General features: G+C 69.7%; 21 protein-coding genes. 7 read left to right on the forward strand and 14 right to left on the reverse strand.

Going from position 1 to position 20,249, the window contains the following annotated elements:
• Positions 1–51 precede the first annotated feature (51 nt).
• From ABZ707_RS28935 to ABZ707_RS28945, 3 genes are all read right to left on the reverse strand, one after another.
• Entirely contained in the window at positions 52–987 is a 936-nt protein-coding gene (locus ABZ707_RS28935; protein WP_360180484.1) for a sigma-70 family RNA polymerase sigma factor, read from the reverse strand.
• Between the two features lie 130 nt (positions 988–1,117).
• Positions 1,118–1,882, reverse strand: a complete 765-nt coding sequence (locus ABZ707_RS28940) for an enoyl-CoA hydratase/isomerase family protein (RefSeq protein WP_360180486.1) — start codon at positions 1,880–1,882, stop codon at positions 1,118–1,120.
• A 153-nt stretch (positions 1,883–2,035) separates the two neighbouring features.
• A complete protein-coding gene (locus ABZ707_RS28945; RefSeq protein WP_360180488.1) occupies positions 2,036–2,866 on the reverse strand; it encodes a maleylpyruvate isomerase N-terminal domain-containing protein in 831 nt (276 codons plus the stop codon).
• Between the two features lie 188 nt (positions 2,867–3,054).
• Between ABZ707_RS28945 and ABZ707_RS28950 the strand changes: the two genes are divergently transcribed.
• Complete coding sequence (locus ABZ707_RS28950) at positions 3,055–3,954, forward strand: LysR family transcriptional regulator (protein WP_360180490.1); 900 nt, start codon at positions 3,055–3,057, stop codon at positions 3,952–3,954.
• Between the two features lie 61 nt (positions 3,955–4,015).
• Here ABZ707_RS28950 and ABZ707_RS28955 read toward each other — a convergent pair whose 3' ends face one another.
• Positions 4,016–4,615, reverse strand: a complete 600-nt coding sequence (locus ABZ707_RS28955; protein ID WP_360180492.1) for a hypothetical protein — start codon at positions 4,613–4,615, stop codon at positions 4,016–4,018.
• Positions 4,616–4,814: 199 nt separating this feature from the next.
• Between ABZ707_RS28955 and ABZ707_RS28960 the strand changes: the two genes are divergently transcribed.
• The gene (locus ABZ707_RS28960; RefSeq protein WP_360180494.1) at positions 4,815–5,318 is read left to right on the forward strand and encodes a hypothetical protein; all 504 of its coding nucleotides are present in this window, start codon (positions 4,815–4,817) and stop codon (positions 5,316–5,318) included.
• Positions 5,319–5,506: 188 nt separating this feature from the next.
• On the opposite strand, the gene ABZ707_RS28965 is transcribed toward ABZ707_RS28960, so the two are convergent.
• Positions 5,507–6,379 (reverse strand): 2-dehydropantoate 2-reductase N-terminal domain-containing protein, encoded by an 873-nt coding sequence (locus ABZ707_RS28965; RefSeq protein WP_360180496.1) that lies wholly within the window; start codon positions 6,377–6,379, stop codon positions 5,507–5,509.
• Between the two features lie 70 nt (positions 6,380–6,449).
• Here ABZ707_RS28965 and ABZ707_RS28970 point away from each other — a divergent pair, with 70 nt between their 5' ends.
• Entirely contained in the window at positions 6,450–7,079 is a 630-nt protein-coding gene (locus tag ABZ707_RS28970; RefSeq protein WP_360180498.1) for a TetR/AcrR family transcriptional regulator, read from the forward strand.
• Between the two features lie 3 nt (positions 7,080–7,082).
• Here the strand turns inward: ABZ707_RS28970 and ABZ707_RS28975 are convergent, their stop codons facing one another.
• Positions 7,083–7,931, reverse strand: a complete 849-nt coding sequence (locus tag ABZ707_RS28975; RefSeq protein WP_360180500.1) for an NAD(P)H-binding protein — start codon at positions 7,929–7,931, stop codon at positions 7,083–7,085.
• 310 nt (positions 7,932–8,241) lie between these two features.
• Positions 8,242–9,123 carry an SDR family oxidoreductase gene (locus ABZ707_RS28980; protein ID WP_360180502.1) on the reverse strand — a complete coding sequence of 294 codons (882 nt, stop codon included), beginning with the start codon at positions 9,121–9,123 and terminating at the stop codon, positions 8,242–8,244.
• A gap of 87 nt (positions 9,124–9,210) precedes the next feature.
• Between ABZ707_RS28980 and ABZ707_RS28985 the strand changes: the two genes are divergently transcribed.
• Complete coding sequence (locus tag ABZ707_RS28985) at positions 9,211–9,789, forward strand: helix-turn-helix domain-containing protein (RefSeq protein WP_360180504.1); 579 nt, start codon at positions 9,211–9,213, stop codon at positions 9,787–9,789.
• A 79-nt stretch (positions 9,790–9,868) separates the two neighbouring features.
• Here the strand turns inward: ABZ707_RS28985 and ABZ707_RS28990 are convergent, their stop codons facing one another.
• Positions 9,869–10,162 (reverse strand): RidA family protein, encoded by a 294-nt coding sequence (locus tag ABZ707_RS28990; protein ID WP_360180506.1) that lies wholly within the window; start codon positions 10,160–10,162, stop codon positions 9,869–9,871.
• A gap of 629 nt (positions 10,163–10,791) precedes the next feature.
• On the opposite strand from ABZ707_RS28990, the gene ABZ707_RS28995 reads away from it, so the two are divergent.
• Together ABZ707_RS28995 and ABZ707_RS29000 are read left to right on the forward strand one after the other, a co-directional pair.
• Positions 10,792–11,526: an alpha/beta hydrolase gene (locus ABZ707_RS28995; protein ID WP_360180508.1), complete on the forward strand. Its 735-nt coding sequence runs from the start codon at positions 10,792–10,794 to the stop codon at positions 11,524–11,526.
• Between the two features lie 305 nt (positions 11,527–11,831).
• The gene (locus tag ABZ707_RS29000; RefSeq protein WP_360180542.1) at positions 11,832–12,131 is read left to right on the forward strand and encodes a transposase family protein; all 300 of its coding nucleotides are present in this window, start codon (positions 11,832–11,834) and stop codon (positions 12,129–12,131) included.
• A 128-nt stretch (positions 12,132–12,259) separates the two neighbouring features.
• Here ABZ707_RS29000 and ABZ707_RS29005 read toward each other — a convergent pair whose 3' ends face one another.
• The 3 genes from ABZ707_RS29005 to ABZ707_RS29015 all read right to left on the reverse strand — a co-directional run bounded on the left by ABZ707_RS29005 (position 12,260) and on the right by ABZ707_RS29015 (position 16,484).
• A complete protein-coding gene (locus ABZ707_RS29005) occupies positions 12,260–12,994 on the reverse strand; it encodes an alpha/beta hydrolase (protein WP_360180510.1) in 735 nt (244 codons plus the stop codon).
• Positions 12,995–13,187: 193 nt separating this feature from the next.
• The gene (locus ABZ707_RS29010; protein ID WP_360180512.1) at positions 13,188–15,893 is read right to left on the reverse strand and encodes a LuxR C-terminal-related transcriptional regulator; all 2,706 of its coding nucleotides are present in this window, start codon (positions 15,891–15,893) and stop codon (positions 13,188–13,190) included.
• A gap of 219 nt (positions 15,894–16,112) precedes the next feature.
• Complete coding sequence (locus tag ABZ707_RS29015) at positions 16,113–16,484, reverse strand: helix-turn-helix domain-containing protein (RefSeq protein ID WP_360180514.1); 372 nt, start codon at positions 16,482–16,484, stop codon at positions 16,113–16,115.
• A 91-nt stretch (positions 16,485–16,575) separates the two neighbouring features.
• Here ABZ707_RS29015 and ABZ707_RS29020 point away from each other — a divergent pair, with 91 nt between their 5' ends.
• Entirely contained in the window at positions 16,576–17,415 is an 840-nt protein-coding gene (locus ABZ707_RS29020) for an NAD(P)H-binding protein (RefSeq protein WP_360180516.1), read from the forward strand.
• A gap of 694 nt (positions 17,416–18,109) precedes the next feature.
• On the opposite strand, the gene ABZ707_RS29025 is transcribed toward ABZ707_RS29020, so the two are convergent.
• The 3 genes from ABZ707_RS29025 to ABZ707_RS29035 all read right to left on the reverse strand — a co-directional run bounded on the left by ABZ707_RS29025 (position 18,110) and on the right by ABZ707_RS29035 (position 20,033).
• On the reverse strand, positions 18,110–19,246 hold the full coding sequence (locus tag ABZ707_RS29025; protein ID WP_360180518.1) for a tyrosine-type recombinase/integrase: 1,137 nt from the start codon (positions 19,244–19,246) through the stop codon (positions 18,110–18,112).
• 15 nt (positions 19,247–19,261) lie between these two features.
• Entirely contained in the window at positions 19,262–19,498 is a 237-nt protein-coding gene (locus ABZ707_RS29030) for a helix-turn-helix domain-containing protein (protein WP_360180520.1), read from the reverse strand.
• Between the two features lie 184 nt (positions 19,499–19,682).
• Positions 19,683–20,033 (reverse strand): MarR family transcriptional regulator, encoded by a 351-nt coding sequence (locus ABZ707_RS29035; protein ID WP_360180522.1) that lies wholly within the window; start codon positions 20,031–20,033, stop codon positions 19,683–19,685.
• Positions 20,034–20,249 lie beyond the last annotated feature (216 nt).

Below are 20,249 nucleotides of genomic sequence, written 5' to 3' on the forward strand. Positions count from 1 at the left end.
CCGGAGGGCTCGGGCCTACCCGGGTGGCGACTGGACGAAGGCGCCCTCCGCTCAACGGAGGGGGGCGGCGTGGAAGAGCCGCAGTTGCTGCATCCGGCCGTCTTTCATGGACATGACCCAGGCGACGGCCGGCGGACAGTGGTCCGGCCTGTCCGGCGGGTTCTCCAGGTCCATCTCCCAGATGACCGTGTCCCGGCCGACGACGGCAGTGCGGAACCGCTGCCGCACACCCGCCTCCAGATCGCAGGCCATGCCACGGATGAGGAAGTCCCGGTCCCCCACCTGTCGCCGTCCCACGTAATAACCGGCATCCGGTGTCCACCGTTCGGCCGTCAGCTCCGCGAACCGCCCCCGACCGGCTGCGGCCAGCGTCTCCACCGCCTCCCGGCCACTCGCCAGGGAGAGCGCGCCGGCGTCCTCGTGCGCCAGGTCCGCGGTCGCCGCCATCGCCCCGGCCAGTTTCGTCCGGGCCTCGCTGAGCCTGCTGCGCACCGTGCCGACCGGCACTCCGCACAGCGCGGCCATCTGCTCGTACGAGGGGGTGCGCGGGCTGAAGTAGCGCAGCATCACCGCCATCCGCAGGACCGGGGACAGTTCGTCGACCGCCCGCCACAGCCAGTCCCGCATCGCGTGCCGGTCGATGATCTCCTCGGGACCCGTCGCCGTACCGAGCACCGCGAGATCCGCGAACGGCGTGGTGTACAGGGCCGAGCGCAGCCGGGCACGGCAGACGTTGCGCACGATCGTGCGCAGCCACGCGCCGACGGACTCCGCCTGCCGCACATCGCCGATGCGCCGCAGAGCGATCAGCGACGCGTCCTGCACCGCGTCCTCCGCCTCCGGTCCGTGGCCCAGCACACTCAGTGCCACCACGCGCATCGCGGCCCGGTGCCGCTCGATCAGCGCGCCGAGCGCGGCGGCCTCGCCGCTCTGCGCGGCACGCACCAGTTCCCCGTCCGGGGGGCCTTCGGGCATGACGCCTTTCATCGGTGCAAGGGTACGCACAGCGGACGCGGCGAACGGCGGAGGGGGAGCCGCGCAGGGGCCGGGGCCCCCTCGGAGGGCCCGGCCCCGGGCCCCGTCGCCGGGGAGTCCTGCGGCGACGGGGCCCGATGGGTCAGCCCTGGTGGGCGAGGTCGGCCGCGGTCAGGCCCTCCAGCGCCATGCCGACCTGAAGCCCCTCGGCCATCCGGCGGCTGACGCGCTGGCGCAGGGTCACCGCGAGATAGCGGGTGAGGAGCTGGGGCTTGGCGGCCAGGTCCTCGGCGAGTTCCCCGGCACGGGGCAGGACCTTGTCCAGGGGGTGGACTTCGGCGACCGCGCCCCAGCGTTCGGCGTCCTGAGCGGTGAAGGACCCCTGGGTGAGGGTGAGGTAGCGGGCGCGGTTGAGGCCGAGGGCCTCCTCCCAGACGATCTGGATGCCGTCGCCGGGCACGATGCCGAAGGTCAGGTGGGGAAAGTCCGAGAAGACAGTGGTGTCGGCGGCCACCACGATGTCGGCCAGCAGGGCGTACTCGCTGTGCACACTGGCCGGGCCGTTGACCGCCGCGATGATGGGCATCTCCAGGTCGGCCAGACGCTGCATGACCCGGCGTCCCTCGCCGATCGTACGGTCCCACTGAGCGGGCTTGGTGATGTCGCCGAGGCTCGCGCCGTCGATGTCGGTCATGAAGCGGTCGCCGGTGCCGGTGAGGATGAGCACCTTGTTGTCGCGGTCCTCGCCGATCTCGTACAGGGCGCGGGGGAAATCGGTGTGCAGCCGGCCGGTGAAGGTGACCGGCCCGTCGCCGGTGTGGAAGCGGACAGTGAGCACGCCCGACTCCGTGCGGTTCATGGCGATGTTCTCGAAGGCGGTGAAGTAGGCGGGGGTGGGATTCGACATGATCAGTTCATTCCTTGCTGTGTGTGCGGTGTGGTGCGGGCTGTGTGGTCCGGGCTGTGCCTGGTCCGGGCACCCGGGTTCGGTTTCGGGGTGGCCCGGGTTCGGGGTGGTGAGTGCGGCCGTCACGCGTGGTTCTGGCGGCGGGCCGGGGGGTCAGAAGCCGGGGAAGAGGCCCTGGAGATCCGCCAGGGTGACGGAGCCGGTCACGGTGATCCCGTCGGCGGGGCGGCTGCGGCCGTAGACCATGCGCAGGACGGCCTCCGCCGGACCGGCCAGCGCCCCGGCGGGCTCGGCGGGTTCGCAGGGGTAGAGGTGGAGCTCGCCGCCGAGGTCCAGCAGCAGTGTCCGCTCGGGATCGGTCAGGTGGACGGACAGTTGCCGCGGGGCCAGGCGCCGAAGGGTGTCACCGTCACGGAACCGGGTCGCCACCAGATCCAGCCGTTCCCACAGCAGGCGTACCTCGGCGGGCGGGATCGTCGCGGCCGTATGCAGGGCGGCTTCGATGTCCCAGGCGTGCACCGACTGCTCCGACAGCCGGTACCCGGCGTAGGCGGGCACGTCGAGGAGTCCGGCGAAGTACGGTACGCGCGCCTCGGCCCGCGTCCGCTCGTCGAGCGAGTCCAGCAGGGCGAGGTGGCGGGCATCGGCCTTCGTCCATGCCTCGCGCTGGGCCGGTGCGGAGAGCGCGTTCCAGCGTTCCCACACCGGCGCCACGTCCTCGCGCCGTACCCCGGTGGTGTCACCGGCCAGACCGCGCTGAAGCAGGCCGGCGCTGATCTCCGCGGCGCTGCCCAGGTGGGACAGCACCTGGGCGATGCTCCAGCCGTCCGCGAAGGACGGCCGGGACAGGTCCGCCTCGGACAGGTCGCCGACGAGCGCGGCGAGCCGGCCCGAGCCGGCGTGGAGCGCCTCCAGCCAGGGCGCGAGCCCGGCGGAAGTGGTGGGAGTGGCAGTGGCTGCGGACGTAGTAGTGGCGGAAGACATGCGGAAACTCCCCGGCTCAAAGGCTCACATCGGATGGCGGCTGCGAACGCCTCTTCAGCCAATCCCATCCGCGTCGCCACCGGCAGTCCCGCGCCAGACGGCCCGTCGAGGGCCGCCATAAGCGATGTCTATCGCCGGGCGCCGGCCGCCGATGGCCCGGGCCACCGCGGTCGTGATGCGATGCACGCATGGAACTCCGGGAGATGCGTGCGTTTGTCACCGTGGTCGAGGAGGGCGGGTTCTCCGCCGCGGCGCGCAGGCTGCACATCAGCCAGCCGGCCCTGTCCCACACGGTGAGCGGTCTGGAGCGGGAGTTCGGCGTGCAACTGCTGGTGCGCAGCAGCACCGGGGTCCGGCCCACCGACGCGGGACTGACTCTGCTGGCCGAGGCGCGCGGGGTGCTGGCCCGGCATGAGCGCGCGGTGACCGCGATGGCCGCGCACACCGCGTCCAGCGGTGGCGTGCTGCGCATCGGCATCCCGCTGGAACTCCCCGCCGAACTGCTCTCCCGTGCCCTGGCCCAACTGCGCGAGACATTCCCCGCCACCCGCGTACAGGCCCTGCACCTGTCCACCACCGCCCAGCTCGCGGCGCTGCGGGAGGGCACCCTCGACCTCGGTCTGCTGCGCGAACGCCCCACCGGACAGGACCTCGACGCCATGCTCGTCGTCGAGGAACACCTCGGAGTGCTGCTCGCCACAGATCTGGCAGCGCGGCTCGGCGAGCCCGGCGGCATCCGGCTGGACGCCCTGGCCGGGCTCGACTGGATCGGCTTCCCGCGCTCCGGCAGCCCCGCCTGGTACGACGCGCTCACCGCCGTCCTGCGCGGCCACGGCATCGACATCGGCGCCGAACCCCCCGAGGGCCAGGCGCTGATCGCCGAGGTCAAACTCGCCGCCGTCGGCACCGGAAGGGCCTTCACCCTGGCCCCGCCCCACTGGTCCCAGCCCCTTCCCGAGACCGTCTCCTGGTCGCCCCTCCTCGGCCACCCCCTCGTACGACGCACCTGGGCTGTCTGGCCCGCCGGATCACACCGCCGCGACCTGGGCCACCTCGTCGCCGCCCTGGAGCAGACACCCGCCTCATGACCGGGCGGGCCCCCGCGACCGGTGCCGCTCGCTTGATCCACCACGGATGACGGGACAGCACTCAGGGCCAGTTGCCGCGCCGGTCGTCCCACTCCCAGCCGTGCTCGAGATAGTCGTCCAGCGCCTTCTCCAGCCCACGCAGCAGGAGGCGGCTGAGCAGCAGGCCGAGGGCACACCCGATCGCCAGCGAGCCCGCGACGGCCGCCGGATGGTCGAGCAGCGTTCCCACCCAGGCGCCGCCTCCCGCACCCGCGGTGGTGACGATGCCGGGGAGCGCGGGCGGCAGCATCTGCGTCCGTACCAGACGGGCGACGGTGAGTCCGATCACGAAACTGCCGAAGGTCAGCCCGAGGAAGAAGCCCGCCATCGGCGGCAGGCGGTCGATACCCATCGTGCCGACCCAGTACCCGAGCAGGGCTCCGAGCGCCGCGCCGGTGCCGTAGCCGAGCCGGCCGATCCCCGCACGGCGCTTCTCGTCGTCGGTGTCCACCACTGCGCGGACGAGTCCGCTGCCGATGGTCGTCCCGCTGACGAAGCCGCCGTACGCGCCCACCAGGGCTCCCGTCCAGGAGCCGATCGGAGCACCGATGAACGCGCCCGTCACGGCACCGCACGCGGCGCCGAGGATCCGGCCGGCATGCAACTGCCAGTTCTGCCCCATCCGTTCACTGTAGGGGGCGTGACCCGGGCGGGACACCGGCCACACACCCCCTTCACCGACGCGACGACAAAGTCCTCAAGCACCGGCGCCTTCCCTCCCGGTTTTCCCGGTCGTCCCGGACGGTCGCGCCTGCCGGGAGCGATGTCAGTGCCTTTCGCTATCGTCCGATCCGGATCAGGAGTACGGAATCCTTCGAGGAGTGGTGAAGATGGTGGCGCTGTCCGGACTGTCGGAGCGCAATGAGTTCTCAGCCGTGGTCATCAGGACCGACTTCACGGACGAGGCCTCTTGGCGGGAGACGACGGCGGAGTTGGAGAGGTCCTCCCACTACGACGACGACCCCGCGGAGTCGTACGACGTGATCGACGCGCCGGAACTGGACGGCGCGGACACCAATGCGATCCTGGCGGCGATATCGGCCCACGAGGAGTTGTGGGAGCAGCTCAGTGTGGTGTTCATCGCCGACAGCGCAACGATGCGCGCCGATCACCACGCCCTGCTCGTGGTCACCACCATGACCCGGGAGGACTTCGAGGAAGAGGAGGATTACGAGGCCATGGTCGAGTTCGGGCGCGAGTTCCGCACGGTGCCGAGCGGGGTCCACTCGATCCACGCCAACCTCGAACTGGCCAACATGGACTTCGAGGAATTCTCGGCGAGCGCGCACGAAGACTCGGAGGGAGTCTTCCGCGCTTTCTCCTGACGGCTGACCGACCCGGCTGCTGGGACTTTCCCTGGCGCGGGAGTGGTTGCCTCCGCTCCCAGGGACGGCCCCGGCCTCACTCGTTTATGACGGTCCGTCGGTTTCTCCGGCGGACCGCTTCGGCTCTTCCGGCGGCCTACGGGCAGGTCGCCGGCGAACCGGCCCGGGAGGCACAGCCACCCCATCGCCTACCGGACCCTCGCAACGGCACGCACCTGCTCGGCCAGCCGCTCCAGTTCGGCCGCCACCGCGGGCGAGGCGCTGTCGAGTCCGCTGTTCACGGCCGTCGGGCTCCGCAAGAAGCGCCGCAGCACGGCCACGAGCAGCCCTTCCGGCAGAGTCCGCAACGCGGCGAACCCACGAGGGACCGGCGGCGTCGGCATGGCGGCCAGGTTCTGCCGCATGAGGCGGAGCATGCCGCGGACCGCGTCCGGATCGTCGGCCAGCGCCACCGGGCCGCCCGCCGCGTTCACCGCCTGCCCGAGTGGCACCTCGAACGCGGCGTGCGTCTTGAGCCAGGTATCCATCCGCGGCTCGGCCTTGGTGTTGATCCCGGCGGTGCGGAACTCCCGTACGATCCGTTCCAAACGAGGGGTGGTACGGCCGTCGGGTTCGCCGATCGGCATCGCGACCCGGCGGGTCATAAAGTTGGTCGCGCGATAGCGGACCACGTCGCCGTCCATCGTGCCGGCGGCCGCGGGAAAGCCGAGCAGCACTCGCTCGTGGCCGATCACCGCGCCCAGCGGTTTCGCGCCCGCCGCCCAGTTGTGCAGGAAGAGCACGTCGCCTTCGACACCGGCGAGTGACTCCAGCACCGCGTCCACCTGATGGGTGCGGACGAAGACGGCGATCAGGTCGTACCCGCCGGCCGGGTGCTCGACCACCGGTACCGGTATCCGCCTGACGTCCGGGCTGTCTCCCTCGGCGAGCTGCACCCCGTGCCGCCGCAGAGCGGCCAGGCGCTGGCCCCGGGCGAGGAGCGAGACGTCGTGTCCGGCCTCATGCAGACGGGCGGCGAACAGGCTGCCGAGGACCCCGGCTCCGTACACGAGCAGTTTCATGACAACCTCTTTCGCGTGCGCGTTTCACTCATACGTTCGTTTGATTCAAACGTCTGTACAGTATGCACACATGGCGCCGCCCGACACCCGCACCCAGATCCTTGACGCCGCCGAGCACCTCTTCGCCGAGCACGGTTACCGCGGCACCTCGGTCCGCGCGATCACCGACCTCGCCGGGGCGAACCTGGCGGCCGTCGGGTACCACTTCGGCTCGAAGGCGGAGCTCCTGGCCGCGGTCACCCGCCGCGTGATCGATCCCATCACCGCCGCGCAGCGCGCCGGACTCGACCGACTGCTCGCCCGGACCCCGGACCCGCCGGTCTCCGAACTGGTGGAGGCATTCGCGGGGCCGCTGTTCGACGAGATGCCGGCCGGCGACGAGGGCGGCGCCCGGACGTCCCGGCTGATCGTGACGATCATCAGCGACCCGGCCGAGGAAGTACGCAACTGGACCGGCCCGGCCGAGGACGCGGTCCGCGATCGCTACCTGGCGGCCTTCGGGCGCGCACTGCCGAACCTTTCCCCGGAGGAACTGTGGTTCCGGATGCGGGGAATCCTCGCCGTGACGGCAGTGGACCGCGTCGAGGTCTACAACCGGCACCCCCCGGCCAGCCTGTCCCCGGCAGCGGGCGAGGCGGCCCGGAGGTGGGCGATCACGTTCCTGACGGCAGCGATGAGCGCGCCACCGACCGGGGCCTGACGGTCAGCGGAAGTCGTCGGCGTGGTCGACGGCCCACTGGGCGTAGGGGTGCGCCGGCGCGCCGGTGATCTTTTCGGCGATGACGGAGGTCAGGGCCGGGATCCCATGGGCGGCGGCCCACTGACTCACAATGGCCTCGGCCACGACCGGGTGCATGGTGCTGCCCACTTCCGCGCGAGCCTGCTCGTCGGAGACGTGGTCGATCCGGATGCGGCGGCCGAGCGCCTGGCCGATGTACTCGACCTGCCGTTGCAGGGTCAGGGATTCGGCCCCGTAGATGGTGTAGGCCTGGTGCGAGTGGCCCGGTTCGGTCAGAGCGGTCACCGCGAGCGCCGCGATGTCCTTCTCGTGCACCGGTGCCGACTGCGCAAGCGGATAGGGAAGACGGACGACATTGTCCGTGCGGATCGATTCGGCCCACCAGGTGCGGGTGTTGGTGGCGAACGTCCCCGGCCTGAGGAACGTCCAGTCCATGCCGGACCGTTGGACGGCCTGCTCGATCGCGCGGTTCAGGCGGGGGACCGGATGGTCGGCGTCGGGGTTCAGGACCGACACCGACGAGAGCAGCACCACCTGCCGGATCCCCGCGGCTGTGGCCGCCGCAGCGACCTTCTCTATGTCGTAGGGCTTCCAGGGATCGAGCATTCCGTAAAGGAACATCGTGTCGGCACCGTCGAGCGCCGCGGGCAGCGTCTCGGGCCGATCCAGGTCGGCGGCGACTGCTTCCCACCCGGCCGTCGAGCCCGCGGCCGGGGTCCTGCTGACTGCTCTGACCTGCTCACCGGCGGCCAGCAGGCCATCGACCACATGACGACCGACGTTACCGCGAGCGCCGAAGACAACTGCCACCATGATGGGGCCTCCTGTTGGTTGTGTATGTGCGTGGGTGCACAGCCGGCGATGCCGTGGAGACTCGCTTTCGCCACGGACAGGCCGACCGTGCGGGACGTGTTGCCGCCACGCGGGTGGCGGTCCGGCGTCAGCGGAATGGGCCGTCGGCGACGATGCGGGGAACACGTCGAGAGCCGGAGCCGCGTCGACCGGGCGTGAACTGGCGCGGGCCATGGGTGCGCCGAGCCGGGCCACCGCGAGTGACGTGGATGAGGGGCGAGGGCCTGCCGTTGTCGGCGCGAGCACCGTCGGCGGGCCTCCTGGTCGCCGGTCAGGGCTGGATGTTCTCCAGATCCTCCAGGAGGCCGGGGCGCTTCGGTTCCCAGCCGAGTGTCCGCCGGGTGTGGGCGCTGGACGAGGGCTGGTCGTTCGAGAAGATCGGGCCGAGCGGGCCGTACGTCTGCGACGGCACCGACTCGACCGGCAGGCCCAGCCGTCGGCCGATGACCGCGGCGATGTCCCGCACCTGGTCTCCCTCGTCGGCCACGGCGTGCCAGGAGGTACCGGCTTCCGCCTGCTCCAGGGCGAGCCGGAAGAGGACCGCCGCGTCGAGCGCGTGGACGGCCGGCCAGCGCTGCGTGCCGTCACCCGGGTAGCCGGACACTCCGGTCCGGCGTGCGATGTCGGTCAGCAAGCCGGCGAACCCGCCCGCGCCCTGGTGGTGGACCGTGCGCGGCAGGCGTACGGCCGCGCTCCGGACCCCGCGCGAGGCAAGGCCCAGGACCGCCGTGACCGCGCGACCGCGGCCACCGACCGGCCCCTCGGTCGGCACCGGGTCGGCCTCGGTGGAGACACGGCCCGGCACCTGGGGCGTACCGGAGACGGTCACGAAGGGGCGGCCGGTGCCGACGAGTTCCTCGCCGAGGGTCGCGAGGGCCGCACTCTCCTCGGCGACATTCTTCGCGAGGGCCTCGGGACTGCTGAAGTCATTGCCGAATGCCAGGTGGATCACCCCGTCGGCCAGAGCGACGCCGGCACGAAGGACGTCCGGATCGGCGATGTCTCCCCGGAGCGGTTCGGCGCCGGCCGCCTCGACAGCGAGCGCGGACGCGTCGGAACGGGCGAGTGCGAGGACGGTGTGGCCGTTGCCGAGCAGTTCGGCGACGACGGCGGAACCGACCAGACCGGTGCCGCCGGTGATGAAGACGCGCATGGAAACCCTCCACAAGTGATGGGACTCTTGTCCCGTCACACGCTACCAGGGTTACGGGACAAGAGTCCCATCACATATGCTGACCCCATGGGTAGGTGGGAACCAGGCGCACGCGAACGCCTCGTCATGGCCGCAGTCGACCTGTTCACCGAGCAGGGGTACGACGCCACGACGGTCGCGCAGATCGCCGAGCGCGCCGGGGTCACCAAGAGCACCTTCTTCCGGCACTTCCCCGACAAGCGCGAGCTGCTGGTGGCCGGACAGGAGACACTGAGCCGACTGCTGACCGAGGGGATCGCCGAGGCCCCCGCCGGTGCCACCCCGCTGGAGGCGGTCGCCGCCGGTCTTGAGCGCGCGTCGAGCGCGATGGGCCCCATGAACCGCGAGCTCGCCCCGCGCCTGAAGGCGGCCGTCGCCGCCAGCGCCGAGCTGCAAGAACGTGACGCCCTCAAGACCGTCAGCCTCGCCGCCGCGATGACGGCTGCCCTGGTCGCCCGCGGCCTGCCCGACCCCACCGCGGCCCTCGCGAGCGAGCTGGGCGTCCTCGCCTTCAAGCGCGGGTTCGCCGAATGGTCCGAGGGCGACCGTGACGGCAGGGACGAGCTCGCCGGGTATGTCCTGGCGGCCCTGGACGAGCTGCGTACGGTGAGCGCGTCGCTGGGCTGATCGGACAGATCCACCCGCTCCGCTCGAATGCTCCCTTCCGGGCTGGGGTGTTCCCTTCCGGGCTGGGGGCCGACAGGCGTTACCCCGCGCTCGGTGCCACGGCCAACGCGTCGACCTCGATCCGGAAGTCCGGGTGAACGAGGCCGGCGACCATCACCAAGGAGCAGGCGGGCGGGTTCTCTGCGTCCTGGTGTTCGTCCCGTACTGTGCGGAACGCGCCCAGATCGCCCCGATCGGTCAGGTAGACCGTCAGTTTGACTACGTGCTCCAGGCCAGAGCCCGCTGCCTCCAGCGCGGTGGTCAGATTCGCGTAGACCTGCCGGACCTGGGCCTCAGCGTCCTCTTTACCGACCAGATTGCCTTCGCGGTCCACCGGCCCTGACCCGAGAGGCGTCGACGGGGCGGGGTTAAGTCGAATTCCATCCCCGCAAAAGGGTCCGGCTCCCCCGTCCATGGGTCGAAACCTTCGTCCCGAAGCCGCTTCTCATCCCTGAAGTTGAGGAAGCGGGCCGTTCCCTCACCCCACAGAGCCGTGTCGCTGAGGGGGCAGGCCGGGAAGTCCGCTCGCAGGAGCCGTACAAGGAACTCCGCCATACCGCAGTCGTGGACCGACCACCCGCCCCGCTGCCGCCCGGTCGCGGAACCCACACGAAGAAACTGTCGTGCAGCGAGCCGGCCCCGAACCGGGTCACGAACTCCCGGTAGTCGGCCGGAAACCCGGCCACACCGAGGCCGACCGAGGCGGCGGGGAATCGGTGGCGGACGTGCGCTTCCCGACCAGTGTCAGGCGTGACTGCGACGCCGTGATGTTCGGCCACAGAGCCTCCGCAAAAACTCGTTGGCGGAACCACGCCAGCCACTGCTAAGTTGCCGGAGGCCGTGCAAGAGAGCGAGGAGGTGGTACCCGTGAACGTATCGACATGGGTGCTCCCCTCCGGGGTCACGGTCGGGCGATAGGTCGTCCGGGAGCGCCGCTCAATGGCACTCCGGAAAGGCACGACCATGCAATTCACTTCTGAACAGCGTCTCGACGACGCTGTGCTCGAGCGCGAATTCACCCTCGGCGAGATCCCCGGCATCCTGTGGACGCCCGGATCCGCATCCGCACCGGCGCCGCTGATCCTGCTCGGCCCCCCTCCTCTCGGGCTGCGCAAGGCGTACCCCCGACTGGTGGCCCGAGCGCGGCAGTCCGCAGCGGACGGCTTCGCCACGGCCACCATCGAGCTTCCCGGAAGCGGCGACCGGCCCCGCCTGCCCGCCGCTGAGCAGGCCCTCGCCGACCTGCGCCGGGCTTTGGAGGCCGGCGAGCCGGTCAGCGATGAGATCATCGACGCTCTCATCCTCCCCCTGGTCGACAGGGCGGTCCCAGAATGGCAGGCCGCACTGGATGCCCTCCTTTCGCTGCCCGAGATCGGCGGCCCGGTCGGGTACTCGGGGGGAGTGATCTCCATCGGGACCCGGCTGGCGGTGGTCGAGCCGCGTATCTCGGCCGCTGTTCTGTTCGCCGGGAGTTTCGTGCCTCGGGCCATGTTCGAGGAGGCCCGGCAGGTCACCATTCCGCTGCACGTCCTGCTCCAGTGGGACGACGAAGGGAACGACCGGCAGGCGGCCCTGGACCTGTTCGACGCCTTCGGCTCCAAGGAGAAGACGCTGCACGCCAATATGGGCGGGCACACCGGCGTCCCGCAGTTCGCGGGGGACGCCGCGGCCCAGTTCTTCGCCCGACACCTGAAGTGACGCCGGGCCGTCAGGCCACCAGCAGCCGGTAGCCGTGTTGGCCAGGATGCTGCTCCTCCAGGGATACGTCCCGGCCCTCCTCGCCTCTGTCCACAACGGGCCCCTGCCAGAGTCCTGGCAGGGGCCCGTGCTGCCCAAACTCCTGTACAGGCGCTGTCAGCTCGTGAACAAAGCCACTCGATCGCATCCATGTCCGGAAACCCCATCAACGGGCTTCTACGATCTGTGCATGAAGGGTCGGCTGATCTGGATCTCCGCCGCCCGGCCGCACCCACGACGTCACCGCCGCCCGCCACGACCACATCCTGACTCACCTTCGTACCGCCGGTCTCGGGCCGCCGGCGGACCTCGGCTTCCGCGGCCTCGGCAACGACGTACAAGCCCCAGTGATCGTCACCGGCTTCCACGCCGGCCGCACCCACAAGCTCACTCCCGGCGAGAAGACCGCCAACCGGGTCCTCGCCGTCGGACGCGCATCGGTCGAGCACGGCTTCGTTCACCTCAAGAACTGGCGGATTCTCACCAGACTCCGCACCGATCCCGTCCGCGCCACCCGTTTTCTGCGCGCTCTGCTCGTTCTGACGAACCTCGAGGTGAACCGCTGACAACGATTGCCCACACCGCACCTCCTGCGCACCCATTAAAAGAGCAGGTCAGGCGCCCCTTTGCGGCAGGTTCAAGGATCGCCACGCACTCCACGTGGCGCGCCATCGGCTCCTTCAGCCGGTACTGCTCACCGCCGGGATTCCAGAGCGCTGATGAGCGCGTCGGCCACGATGGCCGGATCAGTGAGCAGCGTCATGTGATTGCCCGGGATGACCGCGGGCTCGACGCCGAGCCGAGCCGCGAACTCGGCGCCGGGCCGAGCCAGGGCAATGTCGTCGGCGCACTGCACATAAGCCGCGTCCAGCCCGATCTCCGTGACCGGGGGCACGTCGAGACTGTCCGTCATATAACCGCCCGGCTGCGGCAGCAGCAGTTGGCTGACAAGCTTCTGGAGCGGCGTGGGGTCTCCGGGCATGAGCACGCCCTGGACCGCATCGAGGCCGACGGGGACGGTTCCGTCGGGAGTCGCTGCGACAGCCTGCCGAATCATCGCGGCGTACTGCTCGTTCTCATCGATCATCGGCGTGCCCTGCTCGGGGACCACCGCGGCGAAGTAGATCACCTTTGCGACGCGGCCCACGAGCCGGTGGGCCGCGCCGGTGACCGGGTATCCGCCCCAGCTGTGGCAGACCAGGACAACATCGGTGAGATCGCGGCTCTCGACTTCGCTCACCACGTGGTCGACCGCGTCGGCCAGCCGGAGCCCGGCCGGCGAGCCGTCGTAGGTCAGTCCGGGCATGCTCAGCGCCAGAGTCGGGTAGCCGCGCTCGGTGAGTTGGCGAGCGACCGGGTACCAGCTCCAGTCCCCCAGCCATGCGCCGGGAACGAGGACGAAGGTTTGCGTGGGCTTGCTGGCGGTCAAGTCGGACTCTCTATCTCTTACGATGGGCGCCCCAGGGCAGGGGAACGGCGTGCGCTACCCGAGGCGCTCCGGTGTCGATGGGGATGATGCGCTCGCCTCATCGCAAATTACGGTCCGGTCGGGTTATCGAGCGTCACCCGATCCGGGTAATAGCGCGCCGGCGCTCGCCGACGGGTACGTCCTCGAGAACCGCTCAGCGGGTGCCGGGCGCAAGCAGGCCCAGGTCGCGGGCTCGGGCGACGGCCTCGGCGCGGCGGTGGACGCCGAGCTTGGCGTACACGTGGCGCATGTGCACTTTGACGGTGTTGGGCGAGACATTCAGCTGGCCGGCGATGTCCGGCGTGGTCAGGTTGGTCGGCAGGTAGCGCAGTACCCGCAGCTCGCTTCGGCTCAGCGGCTCGGCGAGCGGCCACGGCCCGGCAGTCGACGGCGCGGGCTGGTGACCGGCGAGCAGGCCGCGGATCTCGGCGATCAGGGCGGCGTGGGCGGTGCGGTGCCCGGGGTGGCTCTCCAGCAGACCCGGCACCGGGTGCAGCAGGAACCACAGCAGCACTCCGTCAGGTTCGGCCAGGTCCAGCGCGCGCTCCAGGGCTCCGGCGGCGGCGCGGGGATCACCGAGCGCGGCACGGGCGATCGCCTCCAGCAGGAACGCCTGGGCCAGCCAGCCCGGCCAGGGCAGCTCCGCGGAGCCGTCGAGCACCGGCGCGAGCGCGGCTACCGCCGCCTGCGGATCGTCTTGGGCGAGCCGCAGGGCTGCCAGGCCCAGCCGCATCTGCCCGCCATCGCGGTCCTGGTCGGAGAGACCGGCCAGGACCTGCTCGGCGCGGTCGGTCTCACCGAGGCGGACAAGGGTCTGGACGAGGAAGGACCGGTTCCCGTGGACCATCAGGTTCGGTTCGGTCAGGCGCTCGGCCACCTGGTCGGCGGCTTGGAAGGCGGCCAGCGCGTCGGCGTCCCGGCCGCGCGCCAGCGCCAGCACTCCGCGCAGGGAGCGGATCGCGAGCGCGTCCGCGGGCTCGGTCTCCGCCCGGAGGGTGCGCTCGGCCCGCCGCATCCAGGGTTCGCCCTCCTCCGGCCGCCCCTGCCAGGCCAGGATGGTCCCGACGTTCACGCTCGCCAGACCGAAGGCCGGCCCCTCGGTCCAGCCGTGCCGTTCGGCCAGCTCGGCCGCCCGCCTGCTGTGCTCCAGCGCCAACGGGAGCGAGCGGAAGAACTCGAGAGTCGCCTGGTGGACAAGGCCGGTGAACTCCAGGTAAGGCCGCCCGATCCGGCGCGCGAGCGCGACGCCCTGCTCCAGGTGCCGCACGGCCTCCTGGAACCTGGCCATCCAGAACTCGGTGCTGCCCAGGCTGATCAGCGCCAGCGCGCGCAAGTCCTCGCCCAGGCCGGGCCGCGTCGTCTCGGCCGCCGCCGCCACGTCCTGCAGCCGCTGCGCCTGTTCGGTCACCGCCGCCAGGCTCCCGTGCCAGCGGGCGATCAACAGCCGGACGATCCCCACCAGCAGGTGCGCCTGCCCCGGCCGGCCCTCCGACGCCAGCGCCCGCTCCGCCAGGCACAGGTACCGTTCCGCCGCCGCCGGCGACCCGCCGGCCAGCTCGTCGGCCGCGGCCACCGCCGCCAGCTCCGCGTCCGCCGTGCGGGACTCGGTGGGGAATCCCGCGAGCAGCCCGTGGACGACGGCGGTCTTCCCTTCCAGGTACAGGCCGGGCCACTGGTCGGCGAGCAGCCTGGCAGCCCGCACCCAGTCCCGCGCGGCCTGGGCGTGCCGAATCGCCTCCACCGCCATGCCCCGGCCCGCCAGCCAGTCGGCGGCGGCCCGGTGCAGTGCGGCGACCTCGCCGGGGCGGGTGCGCCGCAGTTGTAGCCGCAGCAGGTCCGCGAACAGGTGGTGATAGCGGAACCAGGTCCGCGAGGTGTCCAGCGAGACCACGAACGCGTTCGCGGCCTCCAGGTCCTGCAGCATCCGCTCGCCGCCCTCACCCCCGGTCAGCAGGTTCGCGAGCTCGCCGTTGACCCGTTCCAGGATGCTGGTGCGCAGCAGCAGCCCCCGCACCTGCTCGCTCTGCCGATCCAGCACCTCGGCCAACAGGTACTCGGCCACCGTCCGCTCACTGCCGGAGAACTCGGCCGCCAGCCGGTGGTCGGGGTCCGCGTGCCCCGCCAGGGACAGCGCGGCCAGCCGCAGCCCCGCGGCCCAGCCCTCGGTCCGCTCGTGCAGCACCGCAACCGCGGGCCCGGGCAGCGCCGGCCCCGCCGCTCTGAACAGTTCCTCGGTTTCGGCCAGGGTGAACCGCAGATCCGGATCGCGGATCTCGTTGAGTTCGCCTTCCAGCCGCAGTTGATGCAGGCCCAGGCGCACGTCGTGCCGCGTGGCCAACACGAAACGCAACTGAGGCGACGCCCGCATGATGAGCAGTCGCAGTTGTCGCAGCGCCTCCGGGTCAAGCTCGTGCACGTCGTCGATCACCAGGTAGTTCCGGTCCTGCAGCGGGGCCAGGTCCGCGAGCAGCCGCTCCACGATCGTCCACCCGTCCAGGTCCGGAGCCGCCGTGAAGGTCCCGACCAGCGCCGAGCCCGCCGTGGTCCGGCGCAGCGCGTCCACGACGCCAAGCCAGAAGCGCTGCGGATCCCGCTCATCCCGCCCCACCGGCACCCACGCCGCGTACTCGGCCAGGCCCGCCTCGGACAGCCACGATCGCAGCAGCATCGTTTTGCCGCTCCCCGCCGACGCCGACACCACCGTCACTCGGGCCGCCCCGCCCAGCCGTCCGAACAGCGCCGGGCGAGCAACCACACCTCCCGCACCGATACCCGCCACTCGCGTGAATGCGGCACCTGTCTCGCTGGATCTCACAGCGCCGATGTTCCCATGAACCCGCGCTGTGCCCCCGGACACCATCGGCCTCGCCAGGTCGCTACGTCCTCGCAGGTCCGCTACGCCGTGGAGCAGACCTCCGCCCACTCCACCAGTTCAAGCAGCTCGCCGTCGGCCCCACTGGGCCATCTGCTGATCACCCGCCGGCCGATCGGTCAGGCCATCCCGACCCGACCTCCATCGCGAACCGAGCCGTTTACGCACCATCCGACGGAGATATTCCTCAGCCCCCTCTATCCGGCTCTATCCGGCGCTTCGCGGTGACAGCCGCCGTGTGATTCCGTCGAACAGCTCCCTCAGCGGCCCGCCCACCTCCCGGCCGAACTCGCTGAGCCCGTAGGTGACCTGAGGCGGCGTCGTCGGCTCGACTTCCCGCCAGACCAGGCCGTCCTGGACCAGCGTTCGGAGGGTTTGGGCGAGCATCTTCTCGCTGATGCCATGGATGCTGTCGCGCAGCTCATAGAACCGGAGATCGTTGCTCCGCAACGAGATCAGCACCCAGATCCCCCACCTGCTGGTCACATGGTCGACCACCCCGCGCGCGGGGCAGTCGGTGTGAAACACGTCATACCGCTCGCTCGTCCCGGCCTGCCTGCGCTGCACGCTTCCCGTCATGACATGAGCTTACTTAAAGGTATGCCCTTACCGAAAGTTAGCCCGACTCTTAACGTGAAGATCACACAGCACTACCGACAAGGAGCTGATCATGATCGTGGTGACCGGGGCTACGGGGAATATCGGCCGGCCGTTGACGCATGCGCTGGCCGAGGCGGGCCAGCAGGTGACGGCTGTGTCACGGCACACGGCCGCACTGCCGAACGGCGTCCGCCACGTGGCGGCCGACCTGACCAAGCCGGCCGGCCTCAAGCCGGCGCTGACCGGGGCGAAGGCGTTGTTCCTGCTGCTGTCCGGTGACCTGCACGCCGCCGGAGCCAGACCTGCCGACATCATCGGCGAAGCTGCGGCCAGCGGGGTCCGCCGGGTCGTCCTGCTCTCCACACTGGGCGTGGTGACCAGGCCCTTCGGCCCGACGCGGATCGCCATGCGCGCGCTGGAGGACACGCTGCGGTCGTCCGGCCTGGAGTGGGCCATCCTGCGGCCGGGCGGCTTCGCCTCCAACGCCCTGTGGTGGGCCGAGTCCGTCCGCACGCGACAGGTCGTCGCCGCGCCCTTCGGCGACATCGGGGTACCGATCATCGACCCGGCGGACATCGCCGCCGTTGCCGCCGCCTGCCTCCAGGACGACCTGCACGCCGGCGGAGTCTACGAGCTGACCGGCCCGGAGGTGATCACTCCTCGCCGGCAGGCGGCGGCCATCTCCGCCGCGCTGGGCTCGCCAGTGAAGTTCCACGAGCTCACCCGCGACGAGGCCAAGGCCGCCATGACCCAGAGCATGCCGGCGGAGCTCGCCGACGACACGCTGGACATCCTCGGCTCCCCCAGCCCGGCCGAGCTGCACGTCAGCCCGGACGTCCACAGGGTCCTCGGCCGCGCCCCGCAATCCTTCGCCGACTGGGCCGCCCGCAATGTCGCCGCGTTCCGCTGAGCGGATCAGCGCCGCTGGAACCGCTGTCATTGTTCGGCGATGCACCGCTGACAGCCGGGGAACGCGAGTGGACGTTTCCGCTGTCCTGGCCCCAAGTCGCGCCAGGACGACGCCGCAGTCACAGCGAATCGACGTGCAATCAACCCCATTGACCTGAGGAGTGAGGGTCGGGAGCATTTTCCGGATACAGAAGGCTCAAGCCAGGCGCATACAGTGCATACGGGGGCCTCACGTGCGCCACCGGGCACACCGTGTGGTCCCCAACTGGTCCCCAAGACCTGCCCAAGAGGGCGCCTGACACCCCATCAGAATGAGCGCCAAGACACCCTTGAGGGCGTCATTTCAGCGTCATGACATCGCCCGTTACGCGCATGGCGCACATCATGCGCACGCACAAACCCGCAGGTCAGGCGCCCTTCGCGACCGGTTCAAGGATCGCCACGCACTCCACATGGTGCGTCATCGGGAAGATGTGCAGCCAGCAATTCACAAGATAACATGCAGGTCAGATGACACTCACTCTCCAGCGGAGCAGGCCCCCGTGCGTCATGCGTGCGTCACCCCCGCCTCTCGGGCATGAGGAAGGCTTCCAACAGCCTGACCGAACACCCGGGCTCGCAAGCCCGGTAGCAGCATGAAGCCCTGCTGGTTCGAAGCGAACCAGCAGGGCTGGCAAGTATTGGGTTGCCTGCAATCACTGCACCCCAGTCGTGGCCAGTACTGTGTCGGTTGGCACTAGGAGCTGCGACTCGAGTCGCGTCCACGCGCCGAGAACCGCCTCGTGCGCATCAGGCGCGAGGTGAGCATATCGCTGGGTGGTCTGATAGCTTTCGTGCCCCAGCAGATGCTGCACCTCATATAGAGACACGCCCTTTTGCACCAGCCACGAAGCGCACGTGTGGCGCATGGAGTGCGGCGAATACTCGGGCACAGCTCGCCGCTTGCCGACTTCATCGAGAAAATGGGCCGCACGAACGGCAGGCCACCACGTCTGGCGCCGCCAATTTCCATCATCGAGCAATCGGCCAGCTCGCCCTTTGGTTACCGTGGTGAAGACAACATCGCCACGATCCTTCCCATGCGTGTGGCGCGACAAGGCATCGATCACATGACCCGGCAGGGGAACTTCCCGACGGCTCTTCGCCGTCTTCGGATACTCCTTGATGCCCGATTTCGTGTTGACCTCGACGACGAATAGGCGCAACCTTGTCCAGTCTATCCTCTTCCCGTGAAGCCCAGACAACTCCCCCCAGCGGAGTCCGGTATAGAAGCCCAGCAGGGCCATCGTCTTCCACGGTTGCGGCAGCTCATCAAGGATCGCTTGCGCTTGGTTGAGCGTAAACCACTCCGGAGGTTTTACAGCTTCCGGCGGCAAGTCGATGCGTCGGCACGGCGTAACTGAAATGAGGTCTTCATCCACCGCAGCCTGCATCAGCGAGTGCAATAGGTTGTAAGAGCGGCGGATGGCCGACGCACCCTTCTTCTCGTGGATCAGCTTGCGAACCCAAGCCTGCACGTCAATGCGTCCTATCGCTCGCATTTCCCAGTCCGCCCAATACGGCATAACGTGGTTGCGTATGGAAGACGCATCCCCACGCAGCGTATGCGGCTCGACAACCCGTGCATCCCACCAGCGGTCATGCCATTCACGGAATTTAATTTTCCCGCCACGCGGATCCCGGTGCACACCCCGACGATACTGAGCTTCTCGCTCAGCCCCCCATTCCCGCGCTTGATCTTTAAGCGCGAAAGTCTCGGTGTCCCGATCACCCGCCGGCGTCCTTACGGTTGCTTGCCACTTCCCCGACGGAAGTTTACGCAGATATGCCATTTTCCCTTTCTCGATTCACCTGACACGTGGACGCGGGTTAAAATCCCGATTAGCAGAGGATGCGGGAGAGCAAGTGCGTCGCTGGATTAGAGCCGTCACGTCGCCTCCGGGAACTCGCACGCGAGAGCGTTCCGTGCCCGTACGCAGATCGATGACAGAAAGCTCCCCGAGAGCTATATACCGATAGACCGAACGTCGACTTACGTCCAATATTTCCGCAACGCTCTGTATCGATAGCAATTTGTCACACATGGCAGGCTCCGGCGGGTAGGGCAAGACAAGGTTCGGCCCGCACGCGATCCACCGCCAAGCAGTCAGTGCGGATGCCCTAAACCATCCGGAGAATCCCCGGTTTCGGTAACCGGGGGTCGTGGCCTATAGTCCGCCGACATGCGGTGGCTACGACGTCGGTCGGTAGCCGAGCGCGGAGTGAACGTCATCCTCGATCAGGGCTACGCCCGTCCTCGGCGAGTCGGCTTACGTTGCGGGTCACGACGCGTTCGGGGCCGCCGACAGCTCGGGCGATGCCACGGGCCACAGCACCCGGGGGGGCCGCGACGTGCGCGAGCACCATCAGGTCTTGGCGATGTCCGTGCTGCACCAGGTCCTCGCCGAAAAGGTCGGCGGCGCAGACACAGAACACAGGACCGTTGGACAGGGCGGCATAGTCGGCTTTCATCTGGGCGGTCCATGCGTTCATGGCGCCGAGCGCCAGGAGGATCGGAACGGTGACGCGGGCCAATCGAAGTGTGGCTTTCGGCAGGTGGGCCTCCTTGCTAGGGACCATGGCGCGAGACGGGAGACAGGGCCAGCTCCGGACGCTGGCCCCCGCTCCGCTTGGAGCATCTCTGACCTGGTGTTTCCTGGGGAGTTGTACGTTGACATGGCCTCCGGGAGAGGTTCCAGTCCCTCGGGGCTCTTTCTCGTCTGCCGTGGGCGAATCCGTGCTCCGACCTGCGGTGGTGAGGGCCCTGCCCATCTCAGCGAGAGGAAAGGGCCGGCG

Origin of the sequence: Streptomyces sp. NPDC006923 (assembly GCF_040635655.1) — a bacterium.
Taxonomy (GTDB): Bacteria; Actinomycetota; Actinomycetes; order Streptomycetales; family Streptomycetaceae; genus Streptomyces.

Bases quoted from the DNA above. Each gene is read 5' to 3' on its own strand.
- ABZ707_RS28935 (WP_360180484.1), bottom strand. From the start codon at position 987: ATGAAAGGCGTCATGCCCGAAGGCCCCCCGGACGGGGAACTGGTGCGT.
- ABZ707_RS28940 (WP_360180486.1), bottom strand. From the start codon at position 1,882: ATGTCGAATCCCACCCCCGCCTACTTCACCGCCTTCGAGAACATCGCC.
- ABZ707_RS28945 (WP_360180488.1), bottom strand. From the start codon at position 2,866: ATGTCTTCCGCCACTACTACGTCCGCAGCCACTGCCACTCCCACCACT.
- ABZ707_RS28950 (WP_360180490.1), top strand. From the start codon at position 3,055: ATGGAACTCCGGGAGATGCGTGCGTTTGTCACCGTGGTCGAGGAGGGC.
- ABZ707_RS28955 (WP_360180492.1), bottom strand. From the start codon at position 4,615: ATGGGGCAGAACTGGCAGTTGCATGCCGGCCGGATCCTCGGCGCCGCG.
- ABZ707_RS28965 (WP_360180496.1), bottom strand. From the start codon at position 6,379: ATGAAACTGCTCGTGTACGGAGCCGGGGTCCTCGGCAGCCTGTTCGCC.
- ABZ707_RS28970 (WP_360180498.1), top strand. From the start codon at position 6,450: ATGGCGCCGCCCGACACCCGCACCCAGATCCTTGACGCCGCCGAGCAC.
- ABZ707_RS28975 (WP_360180500.1), bottom strand. From the start codon at position 7,931: ATGGTGGCAGTTGTCTTCGGCGCTCGCGGTAACGTCGGTCGTCATGTG.
- ABZ707_RS28980 (WP_360180502.1), bottom strand. From the start codon at position 9,123: ATGCGCGTCTTCATCACCGGCGGCACCGGTCTGGTCGGTTCCGCCGTC.
- ABZ707_RS28985 (WP_360180504.1), top strand. From the start codon at position 9,211: ATGGGTAGGTGGGAACCAGGCGCACGCGAACGCCTCGTCATGGCCGCA.
- ABZ707_RS28995 (WP_360180508.1), top strand. From the start codon at position 10,792: ATGCAATTCACTTCTGAACAGCGTCTCGACGACGCTGTGCTCGAGCGC.
- ABZ707_RS29010 (WP_360180512.1), bottom strand. From the start codon at position 15,893: ATGGTGTCCGGGGGCACAGCGCGGGTTCATGGGAACATCGGCGCTGTG.
- ABZ707_RS29015 (WP_360180514.1), bottom strand. From the start codon at position 16,484: ATGACGGGAAGCGTGCAGCGCAGGCAGGCCGGGACGAGCGAGCGGTAT.
- ABZ707_RS29020 (WP_360180516.1), top strand. From the start codon at position 16,576: ATGATCGTGGTGACCGGGGCTACGGGGAATATCGGCCGGCCGTTGACG.
- ABZ707_RS29025 (WP_360180518.1), bottom strand. From the start codon at position 19,246: ATGGCATATCTGCGTAAACTTCCGTCGGGGAAGTGGCAAGCAACCGTA.
- ABZ707_RS29030 (WP_360180520.1), bottom strand. From the start codon at position 19,498: ATGTGTGACAAATTGCTATCGATACAGAGCGTTGCGGAAATATTGGAC.
- ABZ707_RS29035 (WP_360180522.1), bottom strand. From the start codon at position 20,033: ATGGTCCCTAGCAAGGAGGCCCACCTGCCGAAAGCCACACTTCGATTG.